Genomic DNA, 15048 nt, shown 5'->3' with positions numbered 1-15048 from the left:
CATGGTCGGCATGCGGCCGGATCTGTCCGGCGTCGACGACCTCACCGTCAACCTGACGCACCGCGTGTGCATCGGCGACCTGCCGACTCGTGCCGCGCGGCAGTTCGGCGACCGTCCCGCGATCGTCGACGGCGACGTGACCGTCACGTTCCGTGAACTCGAACGCCGCGCGAACGCACTCGCACGTGGACTCCTGGAACGGGGTCTCACACGAGGAGACGCCGTCGCCCTGCAACTGCAGAACCGCTGGCAGTTCCCGGTGGCGCTGTTCGCGCTCGCCAAGATCGGCGTCACCGCGATGCCGCTCAACCTGGCGATCTCGTCGTCCGACGTCGCCTACCAGCTCGCCGACAGCGGCGTCCGCGCGATCATCAGCGAGTCGGCGTTCACGCCGGTGCTGGCCGGTGCATTCGCCGACGGGTCCGCTGCGGTGACCGAGGTGATCATGCTCGGCGACGCGCCGACCGACATCGCCGGCGTCCCGACCATCGCCTGGGACGATGCGTCCTCCGGCGACGACTCTCCGGTCGAGACGATCGTCGACGACCGCGACATCGTGCACTGCCTGTACACCTCGGGCACCACCTCGCGGCCCAAGGGCGTGCTGACCAGCCACGTCGCCGTGCACATCAGCGCATTGTCGTCGGCACTCGGCCTCGGATTGCGACCCGACGTCGTCCATCCGGTCCAGCCGATCGTGCTGCCGCTGTTCCACGTCACCGCGCTCGACGCGTTGATGCTGCCGACGCTGCTCGTCGGCGGCACCGCGGTCCTGCTCCGCGGATTCGACCCTGCCGCGCTGGCCCAGACGTTCGTCGATCACCGCGTCACGCATGTGACGCTGCTGCCGATGATGTGGGCGGCACTCGTGGCACAGCCGGCGTTGACCGCCGAGAACACGTCGTCGTTGATCACCGGGCTGTACGCGATGGCGCCGATGGCGAGGGAGGTGTTGGCCGGGGTGCGTGCCCGGTTCCCCGGCGCGGCGATCATCCTGGGGTCCGGGCAGACGGAGACGACGCCCGCGTCGGAGCTGCAGTGGAACGGTCACCAGGGCGTCAAGGACGAGTCGTGGGGTCCGGCGACAGTGTAGACCGACATCGCGATCATGGACGGCGACGGCGCGCTGCTCCCGGCCGACGAGACCGGTGAGATCGTCTACCGCAGCCCCCAGCTGATGGAGGGCTACTGGAACAACGCGTCCGCCAACACGGAGGCTTTCGCGCACGGCTGGTTCCACGGCGGCGACATCGGGCACCTCGACGACGAGGCCGTCGTCTGGTTCACCGACCGCTCGAAGGACATCATCAAGTCCGGCGGCGAGAACGTCAGCTCCGTCGAGGTGGAGCGGGTGTTGCTCGGGCATCCCGCGGTGGCGGAGGCGGCCGTCGTCGGACGTCCGCACGAACACTGGGGCGAGGCGGTGACCGCCGTCGTCGTCGCAGCTCCCGGTGCGTCCCTCGATGCGGACGAGCTCGGTGAGTGGGCGCGCGAACGACTCGCCGGATTCAAGGCGCCGAAGGCGATCGACGTGGTCGAGGCGTTGCCGAAGACCGCGACCGGGAAGATTCAGAAGCACCTCGTGCGCAAGGGCTGATAGTCCACAGGCCCTGTGGACAACGCGCTTTCCCTTTCGGTGAATCGGGTCCACTATGTCGGTCATGGGGGATGTGTTGCTGGTTCTGACCGATTCCGATCTGCACGCCGATCTCGCGCGGTGCGCGGCGGCGACGGGCTACACGCTCGTCGTGGGCGATCCGTCGTCGTGCCGTCACGACTGGCTGCGGGCGACCGCGGTGGCCGTCGACGGACCCGCCCTGGAACTGCTCGCCGGGGTGCGACCGCCCCGGCGCCCGGGACTGGTCGTCGTCGGTGCGGGCGACGACCGACGCGGCTGGCAGGCGGGTATGAGCCTCGGGGCGCAGGGCGGCTTCATCCTGCCCGCGGAGGAGTCTGCTCTCGTCGGGGCGCTGTCCGAGTTCCGGCGACCCGCTCGACGACCGGCCGGTGCGGTGGCGATCGTCGGCGGACACGGAGGCGCGGGCGCGTCCACCCTGGCCGCGGCGGTCGCGCTGACCGCGTCGGCGTCCGACGACGTGCTGCTCATCGACGCCGATCAGTCCGGTTCGGGAGTCGACCTGTTGCTCGGGGTCGAGGACGAGGCGGGCCTGCGGTGGCCGGAGGTGACCGGCGAGACCGGAGTGATCAGCGGTCCGGCACTGCGGGCCGCGCTGCCGCGGACGGGTCGAGTGAGCATCATCGGCCCGGCGCGCGACGACGTGACGCCGCTGCGACCCGACACCGTGCTGGCCGTCGTCGACGCCGGACGCACATCGGGCGACGTCGTCGTCGCAGACGTGGGACGCGAACCGGGGCCGTCGGCGTCGGGTCTCATCGACACCGCTGACTTCGTCGTCCTGGTGACGACGGCGTCGGTCCACGCGGTGGCGTCGGCCAGGCGGACCGCGGCGAGGATGATCGGTGACCGCGACTCGGTCCTGGTGGTGCGCGGCCCGTCGCCGGGAGGGCTGCGGGCCCGTGACGTCGCCGACGCCGTCGGCGTGCCGCTGCTCGGCGGATACCGGCCGGAGCGGGCGCTGGCGAAACGATGCGAGGCGTCCGGTCTGCGGCTTCGTCGACGTGGCCCGTTGACGTCCGCCGCGCGAGACGTGTGCTCCAGGCTGCGCGGCGGTGCGAGGTGACGGGTGTCGGCGCGGACCTGCTGGAGCGGGTCCGCGAGCGGCTCGCCGCCCAGACCGCCGATCCCGATCCGGCGGTGATCGCCGACGCGATCCGGGCGGAGTCGGGCGGACTGCTCGGTGACACCGACCTGCTCGACGCGCTGCGATACCTGCAGACCGAGATGGTCGGAGCGGGACGGCTGGAAGGGCTCCTCGCCGAGCCCGAGATCACGGATGTGCTGGTGGTGGGGTCGTCGCAGGTGTGGGCCGACCGAGGCGACGGCCTGGTCTTGACGGACGTGTCGTTCGACGACGAGGCCTCGGTCCGTCGTCTCGCGGGCCGTCTGGCGCTCGGCGCGGGTCGTCGGCTCGACGACGCGCAGCCGTGGGTGGACGGGCAGCTGTCCGGGGTCGGTCGGCGCGGCGTCCAGGTGAGGCTGCACGCGGTGATCCCGCCCCTCGCGGTCGACGGGACGTGCATCTCCCTGCGTGTGCTTCGGAGCGCGACGCAGACGTTCGACGCGCTGGTCGCCGCCGACGCGATCCCCGTCGGAGTCGCCGGGGTGCTGCGGGCGGTCGTCGCCTCGAGGCTCGCGTTTGTCATCGTCGGAGGCACCGGAACGGGTAAGACGACGCTGCTCAACGCGCTGCTCGGCGAATGCGGGCCCCGTGAGCGGATCGTCACGGTCGAGGACGCGTCGGAGCTCGCACCGCGGCATCCGCACGTGGTGCGACTCGTCGCGCGGACCGCGAATGTCGAAGGAGTCGGCGAGGTCCCGGTGCGGACTCTGGTCCGTCAAGCGTTGCGGATGCGGCCCGACAGGATCGTCGTCGGCGAGGTCCGCGGCGCCGAGGTGATCGACCTTCTCGTCGCGCTGAACACCGGCCACGACGGCTGCGCCGGGACGCTGCACGCCAATTCGACGTCGGAGGTGCCCGCGCGCATGGAAGCCCTCGCCGCGCTCGGCGGCATGGACCGCGCGGCCCTGCACTCGCAGTTGTCCGCGGCGGTGCAGCTGGTCCTCGGCCTCGGACGGGACCCGACCGGTCGGCGTGGGCTCGCCGAGATCGGCGTCCTCGATCGTGGCGGGAACGGCCTCGTGGAGGTGGTGACCGTGTGGTCGCGTCGGGCCGGTTTCACATCGGCGCGTGCCCGACTCGACGCGATGCTCGCGGAGCGGGGTGCGTCGTGAGCGTCGCGCCGCTGCTGGCGGCGGTCGGAGCCGCGGTGCTGCTGTGGCCGAGGCCCGCGGTGTTCCGGCGGCTGCCCGCGACCGTCCGGAGACCCTACGATGTGGATCCGGCGTGGATGATCGCGGCAGTGCCCGTCGTCGCCCTGTCGGTGGCCGGTCCGGCGCCCGCGCTCGCCGCGGGGCTGGTGGCGGCCACGGTGATCGGCGTGCGACGCCGGGCCGCCAGACGATCGGCGGCCGACCGCCGCGACGCGCTGGTGCGTCGGGCGCTGTCGGTGATGATCGCCGAGATGTCGGTCGGCGCACCGATCGTCCACGCCTGTCGGAGCGCGGCGGACGAACTCGCGCGCGACGGGCCGTCGGCCGTCGCGGACGAACTCGCACGGATGGCCGCTCGGGCCGAGCTGGGAGGCGATCCGGTGGACGGGGCCGCGGGGCTCGACCGGTTGGCGTCGGCGTGGGCGGCGTCGTCCGGGCGGGGGTTGCCGATGATCGACCTGATGCAGTCGCTGCGGGCCGACCTGACCGCTCGTGCCGAACATCGCTCCCGCACCACGGCCGGACTGGCCGGACCGCGCGCCACGGCGACCGTCCTGGCGCTGCTCCCGGTGCTGGGGATCGGCCTGGGGCAGGCGATGGGGGCGCGACCGCTCGCGGTCCTGGTCGGGCCGGGTGTCGGAGGGATCCTGCTCGTCGTCGGCACCGGGCTGGCCGTCGCGGGCGTGTGGTGGACGATCGCGATCACCGACAAGGTACTGCGATGATCCTGCTCATCGGGCTGTGCACGGCGGTCGCCCTGTGGATCTGGCCCGGCGCCGACTGGACGTTGGCGCGGGTCGTCGAACGTCCTCGATCCGTGCGCGAAGCGCGGTGGCTCGGCGTCGCACGGTCGGCGCCCGATCCGTTCGACGTCGCCTCGGCGTACGACGTGTTCGCAGTCTGTCTGCGCAGTGGACTGCCGGTGTCGTCCGCGGCCGATGTCGCCGCGGAGAACGCCCCCTCCACGGTGGCCGTTCCACTGCGCCGCGCGGCGGAACTCCTCGCCTTGGGGGCCGATCCGGACACCGCGTGGACGTTCGAGACAGGCGACGCGTCGTCGTTCGCCGACCTCGCGTCACTCGCGCGTCGTGCGTCGCGGGCGGGAGCCTCATTGGCCGACGGCGTGGCCGAACTCGCGTGTGACGTCCGCCGACTCGAAGCCGATCGGGCGCTCGCCGCGGCCGAGAAGGCCGGCGTGAGAGTCAGCGGACCACTCGGTCTGTGCTTCCTGCCGGCCTTCGTCTGCCTCGGCATCGTCCCAGTCGTCATCGGACTCGCCTCGGGCATGCTCGGGTCGGTGTGAGCCTGTGGAATTCCGACGGAACCGGACACGGGTTCCGTGCGTCTTCACTTACGAGGGGCTCGATCGGCGGGCCCGGCATCTCGAGGGGGAGACATGGGCAAGCATCGGTGGACGTCGGAGGTCAGAAGCCTCGCGGGACGGTTGATCGCCGACGAGGAGGGGATGTCGACGGCCGAATATTCAGCTGGATACTTTTACATCCATTGCCTAACGTCGATGGTATGACGGAGACGCTCTACTGCCCCAAGTGCCACGCGCGGGTCGAGGCCGACGACGACCGCCGGCTCGTTCGCCACTATCACCGGATCGCCAGCGGTGCGATGCGGAAGTGCCCAGGCAAAATCGGTTCGCCGGACCGGCCGGACGTGATCCGCGTTGTCGGCGGAGGGCTCCCCGGCCAGAAGCGTCGCCGATGAGCACGCCGGCACCCAAGCGCGCCCTGATCGTCATCCGTCTATCCCGTGTCACCGAGGCGACGACGTCGCCGGAGCGACAGCTGGAGAAGTGTAGGGAGCTGTGCGAGAAGCGCGGCTACGAGGTCGTCGGGGTGGCCGACGACCCCGGCGTCAGCGCTGCGGTGCCGCCGTTCGATCGGCCCGAACTCGGACCTTGGTTGAAGACCCCGCAGCGCTACGACATCGTGGTGTTCTACCGGATGGACCGCCTGGTGCGCCGGCTCGCTGACCTCGCCGATCTGATCTCGTGGGGGCAGGAACACCACATCAAACTGGTGTCGGCGACAGAGGCGTTCTTGGACCTCGACGCGCCGTTCGGCGACATCATCGCGCTCCTGGTGGCGAAAGTGGCCGAGATGGAGCTGGAGGCGATCCGCGCTCGGACGGGATCAGCGTCGAAGCACACCATCACCGCAGGCCGATGGCGCGGCGGCGTTCCGCCGTGGGGGTACACCCCGGAGAAGGACGGCGCGCACCACAAGCTCGTCCAGGATGCAGAGCAGGTCGAAGTAGTTCGTGAAGTGGTGGACCGCGTGCTCGCGCACGAGAGTCTCCGGAGCATCGCTCACGATCTGACGACACGGAAGGTCCTGACTCCGCGGGATCGCTTCGCGCAGCTCAGAAAACGCAAAGTCCATGGGTACCAGTGGCACAGCGCTCCGCTGAAGCGCGCGCTGACCTCGTCGGCCATGCTGGGCCGTGTTGTCACCAGGGACGCGGTGCTCGGCGCGGACGGTCAGCCGCTGCGAGATGCCAAAGGCAATCGCGTCCTCGGCCCGGAGACCGTCGTCGTGGACGAGACAGGAGCGCCGATCGTGCGGGCGGCCCCGATTCTGACGAAGGCCGTGTTCGACCGGGTGGGGAAGGAACTCGCCGGCCGAGAGAACCGCAAGGAGCCGACGAAGCGGAGTGCCGCCCTGCTCACCCAGGTGTTGTTCTGCGGAGTGTGCGGTCGGCCGGGCTACAGGCTCAAGGGCGGCAAAGGGAGACAGCCCAGGTACCGTTGCGCCAGCGCCCAGTACAAGGACTCGTGCGGCAACCGAACCGTGTCGTTGGAGTGGGCCGACAAGAAGGTCGAGGAGAAGGTGCTCGGCGTGTTGGGGCCGATGGAGCGTCGTCGGCGCGTGTGGTTCACCGGCAACGCGGTGACCGGCGAACTGCAGGAAGTCCGGGAGATGCTGGCCGACGTCGTTGACCTTGTCGGCACTCCAGCCTACCGCCGGGGGACCCCGCAGCGGGACAGGCTCGACGAGCGCATCGCGGCGTTGACCGCACGCCAGGAAGAATTGGAGGCGACACCGGTGGAAGAGAGCGGCTGGCGCTACGAGGGGACCGGCCTAACCGTGGCGGAGTGGTGGGCCCAGGTCGATCAGGCGGAGCGAACGCTGTGGCTGCGGCAGAGCGGCATTCGTGCGACGTGGACGAGCGAGACGTCATCGGAGAACGGGAGGACCACGGTGACGTCGTTCGAAATCGACATGGGCTCACCGGATCTCGATTCCGAGACTCTTCCCGGCCCAGTCGCCGCGATGGCCGAAGTGCGCGCGGCCGGCGGATGGGACGGCGATGGGTGGGGCTCCATTTCCGAAGCGTTGGCAGGCCGGATTTGGCGTGATGGAGAGGAACCGACGGAAGTCGAGTAGTGCTGCGACGGATCGCCTCGCGGACGGTGCAGGAACGGACGGGTACGCGCATTCGCTCCGCGACGGTGTCGCGCAGGCTGCCGTCCGGCTCCCGCGCCGCCGGGCCTGGCGGCCCTTCGGCGGGTCGCCAGGCACAGGCGGCGACGACACGCGCAACCCCTCATGTTAAGGATATTCATAAGTGCCGTTCGAGTATCTTCGAACATCGCGCAAACCGCGCCCCGCATTGTCGGATGCAGCGCACTGACCAGCATAAACAGGTGATTCTTCGATGGTTCTCTCAGGAGAATTATAAGTGCCGTTCGGACGATCGAACGAAGACTTAACGGCGCTTAAGTAAACCGCTTCCGACCTGGGCAAATGACTAGGCCCCGAAGGCATAGCGCCATAGCGCGGGGGTGTACGAAGTACCCCCGCGCTATGGCGCTACTGCTGGAGGGCCGTCGTGCCGCGCCTCGGAAGGAAATTTCATACGGGAAACCGGGTGTGGAAGTCGGGGTGGCGGTGCTCCTCATCGACGGGGCCCTGCGGGACCCGTCGGTGAGTCGCAGCGCCTGGATCTCGGGCACGAACAGCGGGTGCCGAGTATCCGGCTGTCGACGCCGGAAAGGAGGGGTGCTGGAGGATCGTCGGGCAGGGCCGCCATTTCTGGGCGTCGACAGCATCTGGGTGGAGTCCGCGGATCGTGACCGTGGGAACCAGTGCCCGGCTGTCGACGCGGTGGAGAAGGGGCACGGGTTGCAATTGATCAGAACGACCGTGGGCACCATCGCCTCATCTCAAGGCGTCGACAGCCGGGTACTGGTTCCCGTGGGGCGAAGGACGCCGCTGTCAGATGCGCCCCGGGGTCGACCCCGTTGACGGCCAGCGGCCTCCCCCGGCTTCGACCCCCGAACGCGAGGCGGGTCGCGACCCGCCGAAGGGCCGCCAGGCGCGGCGGCGCGGGAGCGCACCGCCGCGTTCCCCCTCCTCCCTCGTCTCCATCCAGACGCGAAGGCTCGGGCGACCGCCGACGGGGCCCGTAGGGCCCGGCGGCGCGAGAGCCCGATCTGGGCACCCGGCACGCACCGAAGCGGCCCTCTCGTCAGCTCACCGCGGCCGCGCCCAGGGCGGCGTGGTCGTCGCCGTCCAGACGGCCCGCGTCCGCTCAGCCTCGTCAGGGTCGTCGGGGACCTCCAGCGGAGCCTGGGCGGTGAGCCAGGCCCACACCACGTGTGCAGGCATCCGTGCGCCGGTCAGCGCCACGACGTCCTCGGCGTGATCCGCCCGAGGCATGAGCAGCGCCGCCGGCGAGGTCCCCAACGCCAGCGCGAGAGCGGCCAGATCGTCGGCATCCACACGCCGCCGTCCGGCCTCGATCTCGCTGAGCGCCTGCCGAGTGAGGTGACGGCCCGCGGCCGTCACCTTCTCAGCGAGCTCGGCGACCGCGAGCCCCGCCGTCGCCCGCCGAATGGTGACGTTGAGTGCCACCGACCGTCCACTTTCGCCGATCTCGATCTTCTTAGCCGCCATTTCCGCATTCTAGCCGTTGGTAATCGGACAGCTGCGATGTCGGTCGTCACCTGTCGCCTTAATCCGTGCTACTTTCGATGAGTAAGGGATATCCTGTCCGATCATCGGACATTCGAGAGACGAGAGGTTCGCACATGATTCCCGACGGACTGGTGAAGAGCGAAGAGGCACGGACTGCGGCCGGCTACGGCAAGGACCGGTGGCGGTCCTTCCTGGCGACGGGGCAACTGCCGAGCGCCCGCATCGGGCGATCGCTGTACGTGCGCGCCGACGATGTGTGCGCCCTCATCGAAGCGCAGTTCACTGCGGCCTGAAACAAAGGAACCCCGGGTCCGGTGGGCGGTCCGAGGGTTCATTAGTCGCTGGGAGGCGAGACGATGACAATTGCCATCACCAATGATTCTACTACCACCGAGGTCGCTCAGCGTCTCTTCGGCGCCCTGCACGCGAACGGGGAGATCGACGAGAACGGGGCGTCTCGCGAGGTCTCCGAACTGGCGCGTTTCGTGCCACGGTTGCTGGCCCTGGGCCCGGACAAGCTCGTCGCCCTCGCAGAGGAGGCGGAGCAGGGCCTGCTGAGCTGGCCGGAACTGATGACGCTGGTCAGTGCCCAGACGGGCGTGCGGCAGTCGGCTGTGCTGGCCGCCGCGACGACGACCGAACCGCTGAGCATCGGCCTGGACGCCCTCGGCGAGGTCGATGTGGACATGCTGGACGCCGACCAGGAGCCCGCCCGCTGCCCGTACCTGGGCGGACTGATCGCCGAGCGGGGGCTGACGACGCTCTCCGGGCCCGGTGGATCGGCCAAGACCTGGGCGATCCAGTCCGCGTGCCTGGACGCCGCCGAAGCCGCCGACTGGGAATCCTCCAGCGCGGTGTACCTGGATCTGGACGGCAACGGCGTGACGAACCTTTACTCGCGGCTGATGCTGCTCGGGGCGCCCGCCGAGGCGATTCGCCGGCGGGCTGTCAACGTCGTCGATCCGGCCCAGCTGGCCGCCTCGGAGCAGATCAGCACCGCCGACGCACTCTCGCGAGTGCTTCGGGGCCTCGAACAGCATCCGCCGAAGCTGGTAGCGATCGACTCCATGTCCAAGGGCCTGTCGGCGATGGGCGGCGAGGAGAACTCCGCCGCCGACTGCAACAAGCTGTTTGCTCTGGTCGAAGTGCTGCGCACGCTGACGAGCGTGGTCATCATCGACCACGTCGGGCACGAGACCGCAGACCGCCCTCGGGGAGCCTCCGCCAAGATCGACACCCCCGACAACGTGATCATGCTGATTCCGGCGCGCAAGTCGAAGGCGGGTGAAGGCGAGTCGGCGACCCCTCCGTCGCTGCCCGAGGACGTCGTCGCAGTCGGTCGTCTCAGAGCGGTCAAGGACCGGCATGGCTCCCTCATCGGCCACCTGGGCAGTCACGGGGACGACAGCCTGGGCACCCTGACCGTGCGGCGGGGAGAGCCCTGGACAGTCGAAGTGGTCTCCGCTGGATCGATCGTCAAGGAGGCCGCCGCCGCAAAGGCGGCCGAGCGCACCGCCGGCACCGACTCCGAGACGCTCCGCCGGGCCGAGATCGCCAGACTGATCGACGAGTCGGATCCCGACGGCATCGCTCCGACCGAGTTGATCGAGGCTCTGGCCTCTCACGCCGACGCCGCGATCCAGATGTCTCGGACCCGAGCGCGCGCGTGGGTCGAGGAGGTCCTGGACGAGTGGACGGGCGCCGGGCGCGTGCGGTCGCAGCCGTTCCGCCGGGGAACGCGGGTGATCGGCGTGGACGGCGCACCTGGAGCCGCCCCGGAGGGCTTCGCGACTGTCGCCGAGCGGGCGCTGGTCGGCTTCGGGCCCGTCGCTGTCGCGCCCGCTCCGGCGGTCGAACAGTCGACTACCCCGCGCTGGCCCGAGCCCGCCGAGGTCGGTGCCGCGGTCCAGGAGGCGTGCTGATGCGGCCCGACGCGCACAGGCGCGGCTACTACGCGGGCGTCCTGATAGTCGGCGTCGCACTGTCGGTGGTCGGCAACGGGCTCCACGCGTGGAGCCTGTGGCACGCCGAGCACCCCGACGGGGCGAGTCCGTCCGGCCTCGGCCCGGGCTGGTCGGTCGCGGGCGTGACGATCTTCCCAGTCCTGCTGCTGATGATGACCGAGTTGCTGATGCTGGTGGTGAAGCGGTTCGACGGTGCCATCGGCCGAGTGCTGATCGTCATCGCCGCGGTGGTGGCGGCCATCTCGTTCGCCATCAGCTATGAGTCGCTGGCGTACACCGCTCGCGTGGTCCTGGGCGTCAGCCCGGTGCTGGCGTGGGCCGCGCCCCTGGCGGTCGATCTGCCGATCATCGGCGCGACGATCGCGCTGTGGGCGGCGTCGGACCGCATTCGCCGGGACACGGCTGCGTCCGACGAAGGCCATTCGCCGTACGCCGCAGAGACGTTCGACGAACGATCCCCGGTGTTCGGCGAACAGTCGATCGCAGTGTCTGCCGTAGACCTGATCGACGGCGCGGACACTGAGCTTGACCGCGTTCTGTCGGCGAACGGCATGGTCACAGCGTCGGGCGACCGTTCGACGAACACCATGACGGACGAGATCGGGTGTTCGGCGAACGCCTCCGAGGCGTTCGCAGAACACGTGGGCATTGCTGGCGAACCGGTGTCGCCGATCACCTGCGAATCGCTGGACGAACAGCGCGGCGACGCCGCCGAACAGGCGCGGTCGAACACCTCCGAGGCGTTCGACGAACGTTCGGCGAGCGCCGGTCGCGCGTTCGCCGAGCGGGTCCGTCAGGCCGCAAACAGCCGTGCCGACGCCGCTGTCGTCGAACGGGTCTTGGACCTGTCCGCCGCCGGAGGGTCGCGCCGTGCGGTGGCCGACGCCGCGGGCATGTCCGCATCGACGGTCAGCGGGCTCGTCAGGGTCGCTGAGGAGCTGCGCGCGATCGAGGGCCAACGCCGCACGGCGCTGGCCGTGGTGAACAACTGAGAGGACAGATCATGACCGAACTGATGAGCCTGGACGAGCGGCTGATGCTCGCCGAGGAGCGCGTGGAGACTCTGTGGGAGCTGAAGGCTCTGGCTGGCCGAGTCGGTGAGCGGATGATCGCCGCAGCCAGTGGCGGCCGACGGGTCTACGTGGCCGAGGCCGAGCGGGTGTTCTACGAGCTCGAGGACTCCCCGGAGGTCGCCGCGCTGCTGTGCGCCGACGACGCGCCGAACCGCGCGCGTCCGGCGGAGCCGGTGCACGACGGCCCCTGACGCGCGGACCGGCCACCTAACGACAGAGCCCCGTCGCCTGCTGGTGACGGGGCTCTGTCGTTCCACGGGCCGGTGACACCCACGGCGACGACCCACCGAAGCCTCGAAACACGACGCCGCTGGCGTCTCGGTGGCGGTGTCGTCGTACCGGATCGACCCGATCCGGCCCAGTCAGACCCGAACCGCGGGCACCGCCGGCCCCCGGGTGGACGCTCGACGTCGTCCCGATGCATCTCTCGTGGGTCGTCGCGCCCCGCAACGAGGCACGGGTGGTCGCTGGTCGGCGTGTCGACGCACCACAGCGGGTCCATGATTACTGGCTGTCGTTTGTTCAGGGTCTCTCCGTCGGCACCTGTGCGTAACTCGGACTGCGATAGTCCGGCCGCGCCATGCGACCCACGCATCCTCCCGGCGACCAGCACCCCGCCGTGTCGACAGTCACCAGTTCGCCTCAACGCCACGTCGACCGTGACCGACTGGGCCCAGACCTCTGCACCGTCCCACTGACTCTGGGCCCCACTGATCACGGGACTCCGCGGCCACCCCGCGACCGACCGGCGTCGCCTGGCTCCATCATGGGTCCGCCGCTGCCATCTGAGCAGACTCGCCCGCCGCGGTCGCCGCGACGTCTCGGCGCAGAGTTCCCTGGGTGGGGCACGGCAGGCCTCGCGGCGGGACACCGCTCCCCAGTCCGGCGCGTCAGCGCCGGGGAACCCAGCGCGCAGCGCCCTCCCGAAGAGGGAGGACGCGCCGCGCCGACGGCGGGGTCGGGCCGAACAGGCCTGACCCCGTAGAGGGCGCGCCAGCGCCCGACGGGCCCCCGGCAGGGCCCTCGGAGAGCGCCTCAAACCGGAGGGAGCGTAGCGACTGGAGGTTTGACTTTAAGGCGCTAAAAGTCAAACCCGGGTACGATGGGTGGAACGACGGTGGGGGCAGGCGGAGCCAGGGCCCCGCAGCGTCGCTCAGGGCCCCGTCGTACCCGGGTTTGACTTGGGCGCAGGCGCACGTCGCGGGCAGGGCCGGTCGGAGGAGGGGCGGCGCCAGCCGCCCCGACGAGGGCCGGACCAGGGCCCCGCGGCGAGTGCCGAGCAATCACAACAGAGAGGAGACGAGGCCGTGGCCGAGTCGACAGCGACTGCCTCCCGCGCGGGCTGGCACGCCCAGCACCTCCAGCACGGCCGCGAGGCGGCCGGGGCGAAGCCGAGCACCTCCACCCGCGGCGAGCGGGCCCGCATCCTGCGCGAGGCGATGCGCCAGCTCGACGACGCCGACGCCGCGCGCCAGGCGAAGCGGAATCCGTCCATCGTGGCGGCTGACACGCACCTGAACGCCGCCTACGTCAACGACGGGAACGGCGGCCTGCGCGAGCTGACTGCCGTCGACGGCGTGGAGGCGGTGCTCGACTACGGGGACGGCCGCATCGACGCGGTGAAGCGGAAACTGGCCGACAGTACGTTCGAGACGACGACGATCGTCGCATGGGTGCCGAAGTCCCTGCTGAAAGAGATTCCGGCCTACTACCCGGTCTTCAACAAAGCCGGGACGGAAATTGGCAGGCGTTCTCGGTGGGTGATGCCCGACGACGAGGCCGGTCGCGCGGCGGTCTCTCGCTGGTTCGCCGAGACGCACGCCCACCTGACCACCGATGTCCTCACCGGGGGCCACGACGCGGTCCACGGCGTGGTGTGGAACTTCGACGAATCCGCGGTCCACGTGCACTGGATGGCCGACACCTTCGCGCCGATGGTCAAATCGATGGCCTTCGACGCCGATGGAGCCGCGATCGATGAGGGCGGCGCGCCGGTCGTGAAGTACGGCAAGCCGGTGACTCGCGCGGGCCTCATCGAGCTGGAGGTCGACCTCGACGGGATCGACCGCGTGCGCAGCGCGCCGGAGATCGCCGCCGCCGCCATCGGCGGCATCGACGACCGCGGCCGGCTGGTCGACTACGACGGTCAACTCCTGCGCAGCAGCGTCGGTGCTCCTGTGCAGGCGAGCCCGCACCTGCGGACCGAGGCCCAGCAGATGTGGGGCCAGTCCCGGGAGGTCACCGAGGAACGGACCGACCCCGAGACCGGCAAGACCCGCCGAGTCCAGATCACCGGGGCGACGAAGATGCACCGCTACCAGGAGGTCTACCGCCGCACGATGCTCGCCGCCGGTATCGATGTCGAGGCCGAGGTGAATCCGCGTGGAACGTCTCTGGACAAGAAGGCCTTCGGAGCTTCCGAGGCCGAGAAGCTGGAACTGGCCAACGCGCGGTCCGCCGTCGCGACCAAGGAGCGCGACCTGGCTCGCGCCGGTGCCGACCTCGACGAGGCCATGCAACTCCATCAGATCGACGTCCACATGGACGAGGAGGAGCTGAGCGCCCGCGATGCCGAGACCGCGCGCGCCGAGGCCAAGGCCCGCGAAGCCCTGGCCGAGACGGAGGCCTCGCTGGCGCGCCAGCGAGCGGCCGAGGACGCCCAGCGCGAGGCCCTGGCAGAGGAGGAGACCCGAGCCCGAGCCGAGGCCGACCAGCGGCTGGCCGCCTACGAACGCGAGCAGCAGGCAGCGATCGACGAGCGTGTCGAGGCTGCCCTGGCCGACCTCCGGGCCGAGGTCGACGACCGCAGGGCGTCGATGCCGCCGGTTCCCGGCTGGGACCCCGAGAGCGTCGAGCTGGCGCAGTCCGCGGCCTACGTCGCCGCTGCCAAGCGCTGGGAGCTGACAGGCGGCTCAACCGTGCACGACCAGCTCATGAGCATGGCGGCCAAGTCCTGGCGGCCCAGCCAACGGCACCCGGACCTCGACTCCTATCTCGCGGACACGGTGGCCTCGGTGCGCGCCCGCGGCGCCGAGATGACCGGCCGCATCGGCCGGTCCGCACCGACGCACGGCCTGAAGCGCCGCGACCGGGAGCTGGGCGACTGAGCGAGGCGGCCAGGCGTGCAGAGGCGAAAAAGAAGAGCCCGACTCCCGTTGCATCAG

14 protein-coding genes are annotated in these 15048 nt (G+C 70.3%); 13 read left to right on the top strand and 1 reads right to left on the bottom strand.

Annotation, left to right across the window (positions count from 1 at the left end; genetic code table 11):
• Position 1 precedes the first annotated feature (1 nt).
• The 8 genes from GYB83_RS09505 (at position 2) to GYB83_RS09475 (ending at position 7314) form a co-directional block, all read left to right on the top strand.
• The gene (locus GYB83_RS09505; RefSeq protein ID WP_371865032.1) at positions 2–1093 is read left to right on the top strand and encodes a class I adenylate-forming enzyme family protein; all 1092 of its coding nucleotides are present in this window, start codon (positions 2–4) and stop codon (positions 1091–1093) included.
• Between the two features lie 15 nt (positions 1094–1108).
• Positions 1109–1597 carry a class I adenylate-forming enzyme family protein gene (locus tag GYB83_RS24090; RefSeq protein ID WP_371865031.1) on the top strand — a complete coding sequence of 163 codons (489 nt, stop codon included), beginning with the start codon at positions 1109–1111 and terminating at the stop codon, positions 1595–1597.
• A 64-nt stretch (positions 1598–1661) separates the two neighbouring features.
• The gene (ssd, locus tag GYB83_RS09500; RefSeq protein WP_161895252.1) at positions 1662–2702 is read left to right on the top strand and encodes a septum site-determining protein Ssd; all 1041 of its coding nucleotides are present in this window, start codon (positions 1662–1664) and stop codon (positions 2700–2702) included.
• Entirely contained in the window at positions 2699–3874 is a 1176-nt protein-coding gene (locus GYB83_RS09495; RefSeq protein ID WP_228461342.1) for a TadA family conjugal transfer-associated ATPase, read from the top strand. Before ssd ends, GYB83_RS09495 begins: the two co-directional genes overlap by 4 nt.
• On the top strand, positions 3871–4638 hold the full coding sequence (locus GYB83_RS09490; RefSeq protein ID WP_186349753.1) for a type II secretion system F family protein: 768 nt from the start codon (positions 3871–3873) through the stop codon (positions 4636–4638). The genes GYB83_RS09495 and GYB83_RS09490 overlap by 4 nt, the downstream gene beginning before the upstream one ends.
• Complete coding sequence (locus GYB83_RS09485) at positions 4635–5216, top strand: type II secretion system F family protein (protein WP_161895250.1); 582 nt, start codon at positions 4635–4637, stop codon at positions 5214–5216. The genes GYB83_RS09490 and GYB83_RS09485 overlap by 4 nt, the downstream gene beginning before the upstream one ends.
• Positions 5217–5437: 221 nt before the next feature.
• The gene (locus tag GYB83_RS09480) at positions 5438–5632 is read left to right on the top strand and encodes a hypothetical protein (RefSeq protein WP_161895249.1); all 195 of its coding nucleotides are present in this window, start codon (positions 5438–5440) and stop codon (positions 5630–5632) included.
• Positions 5629–7314 (top strand): recombinase family protein, encoded by a 1686-nt coding sequence (locus GYB83_RS09475; RefSeq protein WP_161895248.1) that lies wholly within the window; start codon positions 5629–5631, stop codon positions 7312–7314. Before GYB83_RS09480 ends, GYB83_RS09475 begins: the two co-directional genes overlap by 4 nt.
• Positions 7315–8403: 1089 nt before the next feature.
• On the opposite strand, the gene GYB83_RS09470 is transcribed toward GYB83_RS09475, so the two are convergent.
• A complete protein-coding gene (locus GYB83_RS09470) occupies positions 8404–8826 on the bottom strand; it encodes a helix-turn-helix domain-containing protein (protein ID WP_161895247.1) in 423 nt (140 codons plus the stop codon).
• Positions 8827–8960: 134 nt separating this feature from the next.
• Between GYB83_RS09470 and GYB83_RS09465 the strand changes: the two genes are divergently transcribed.
• From GYB83_RS09465 to GYB83_RS09445, 5 genes are all read left to right on the top strand, one after another.
• Positions 8961–9140 (top strand): helix-turn-helix domain-containing protein, encoded by a 180-nt coding sequence (locus GYB83_RS09465; protein WP_161895246.1) that lies wholly within the window; start codon positions 8961–8963, stop codon positions 9138–9140.
• Between the two features lie 63 nt (positions 9141–9203).
• Entirely contained in the window at positions 9204–10769 is a 1566-nt protein-coding gene (locus tag GYB83_RS09460) for an AAA family ATPase (protein WP_161895245.1), read from the top strand.
• On the top strand, positions 10769–11803 hold the full coding sequence (locus tag GYB83_RS09455; RefSeq protein ID WP_228461413.1) for a DUF2637 domain-containing protein: 1035 nt from the start codon (positions 10769–10771) through the stop codon (positions 11801–11803). Before GYB83_RS09460 ends, GYB83_RS09455 begins: the two co-directional genes overlap by 1 nt.
• Positions 11804–11814: 11 nt before the next feature.
• Positions 11815–12075, top strand: coding sequence for a hypothetical protein (locus tag GYB83_RS09450; protein ID WP_161895243.1), 261 nt, complete (start codon positions 11815–11817; stop codon positions 12073–12075).
• A 1116-nt stretch (positions 12076–13191) separates the two neighbouring features.
• Positions 13192–14991 carry a hypothetical protein gene (locus GYB83_RS09445; protein WP_161895242.1) on the top strand — a complete coding sequence of 600 codons (1800 nt, stop codon included), beginning with the start codon at positions 13192–13194 and terminating at the stop codon, positions 14989–14991.
• The last annotated feature ends 57 nt before the right edge of the window (positions 14992–15048 follow it).

The sequence above is a fragment of the Gordonia spumicola genome, assembly GCF_009932475.1.
Taxonomy (GTDB): domain Bacteria; phylum Actinomycetota; class Actinomycetes; order Mycobacteriales; family Mycobacteriaceae; genus Gordonia; species Gordonia spumicola.
Note: the sequence above shows the minus strand (reverse complement) of the source record. Positions and strands in the feature narration are given on the sequence as shown.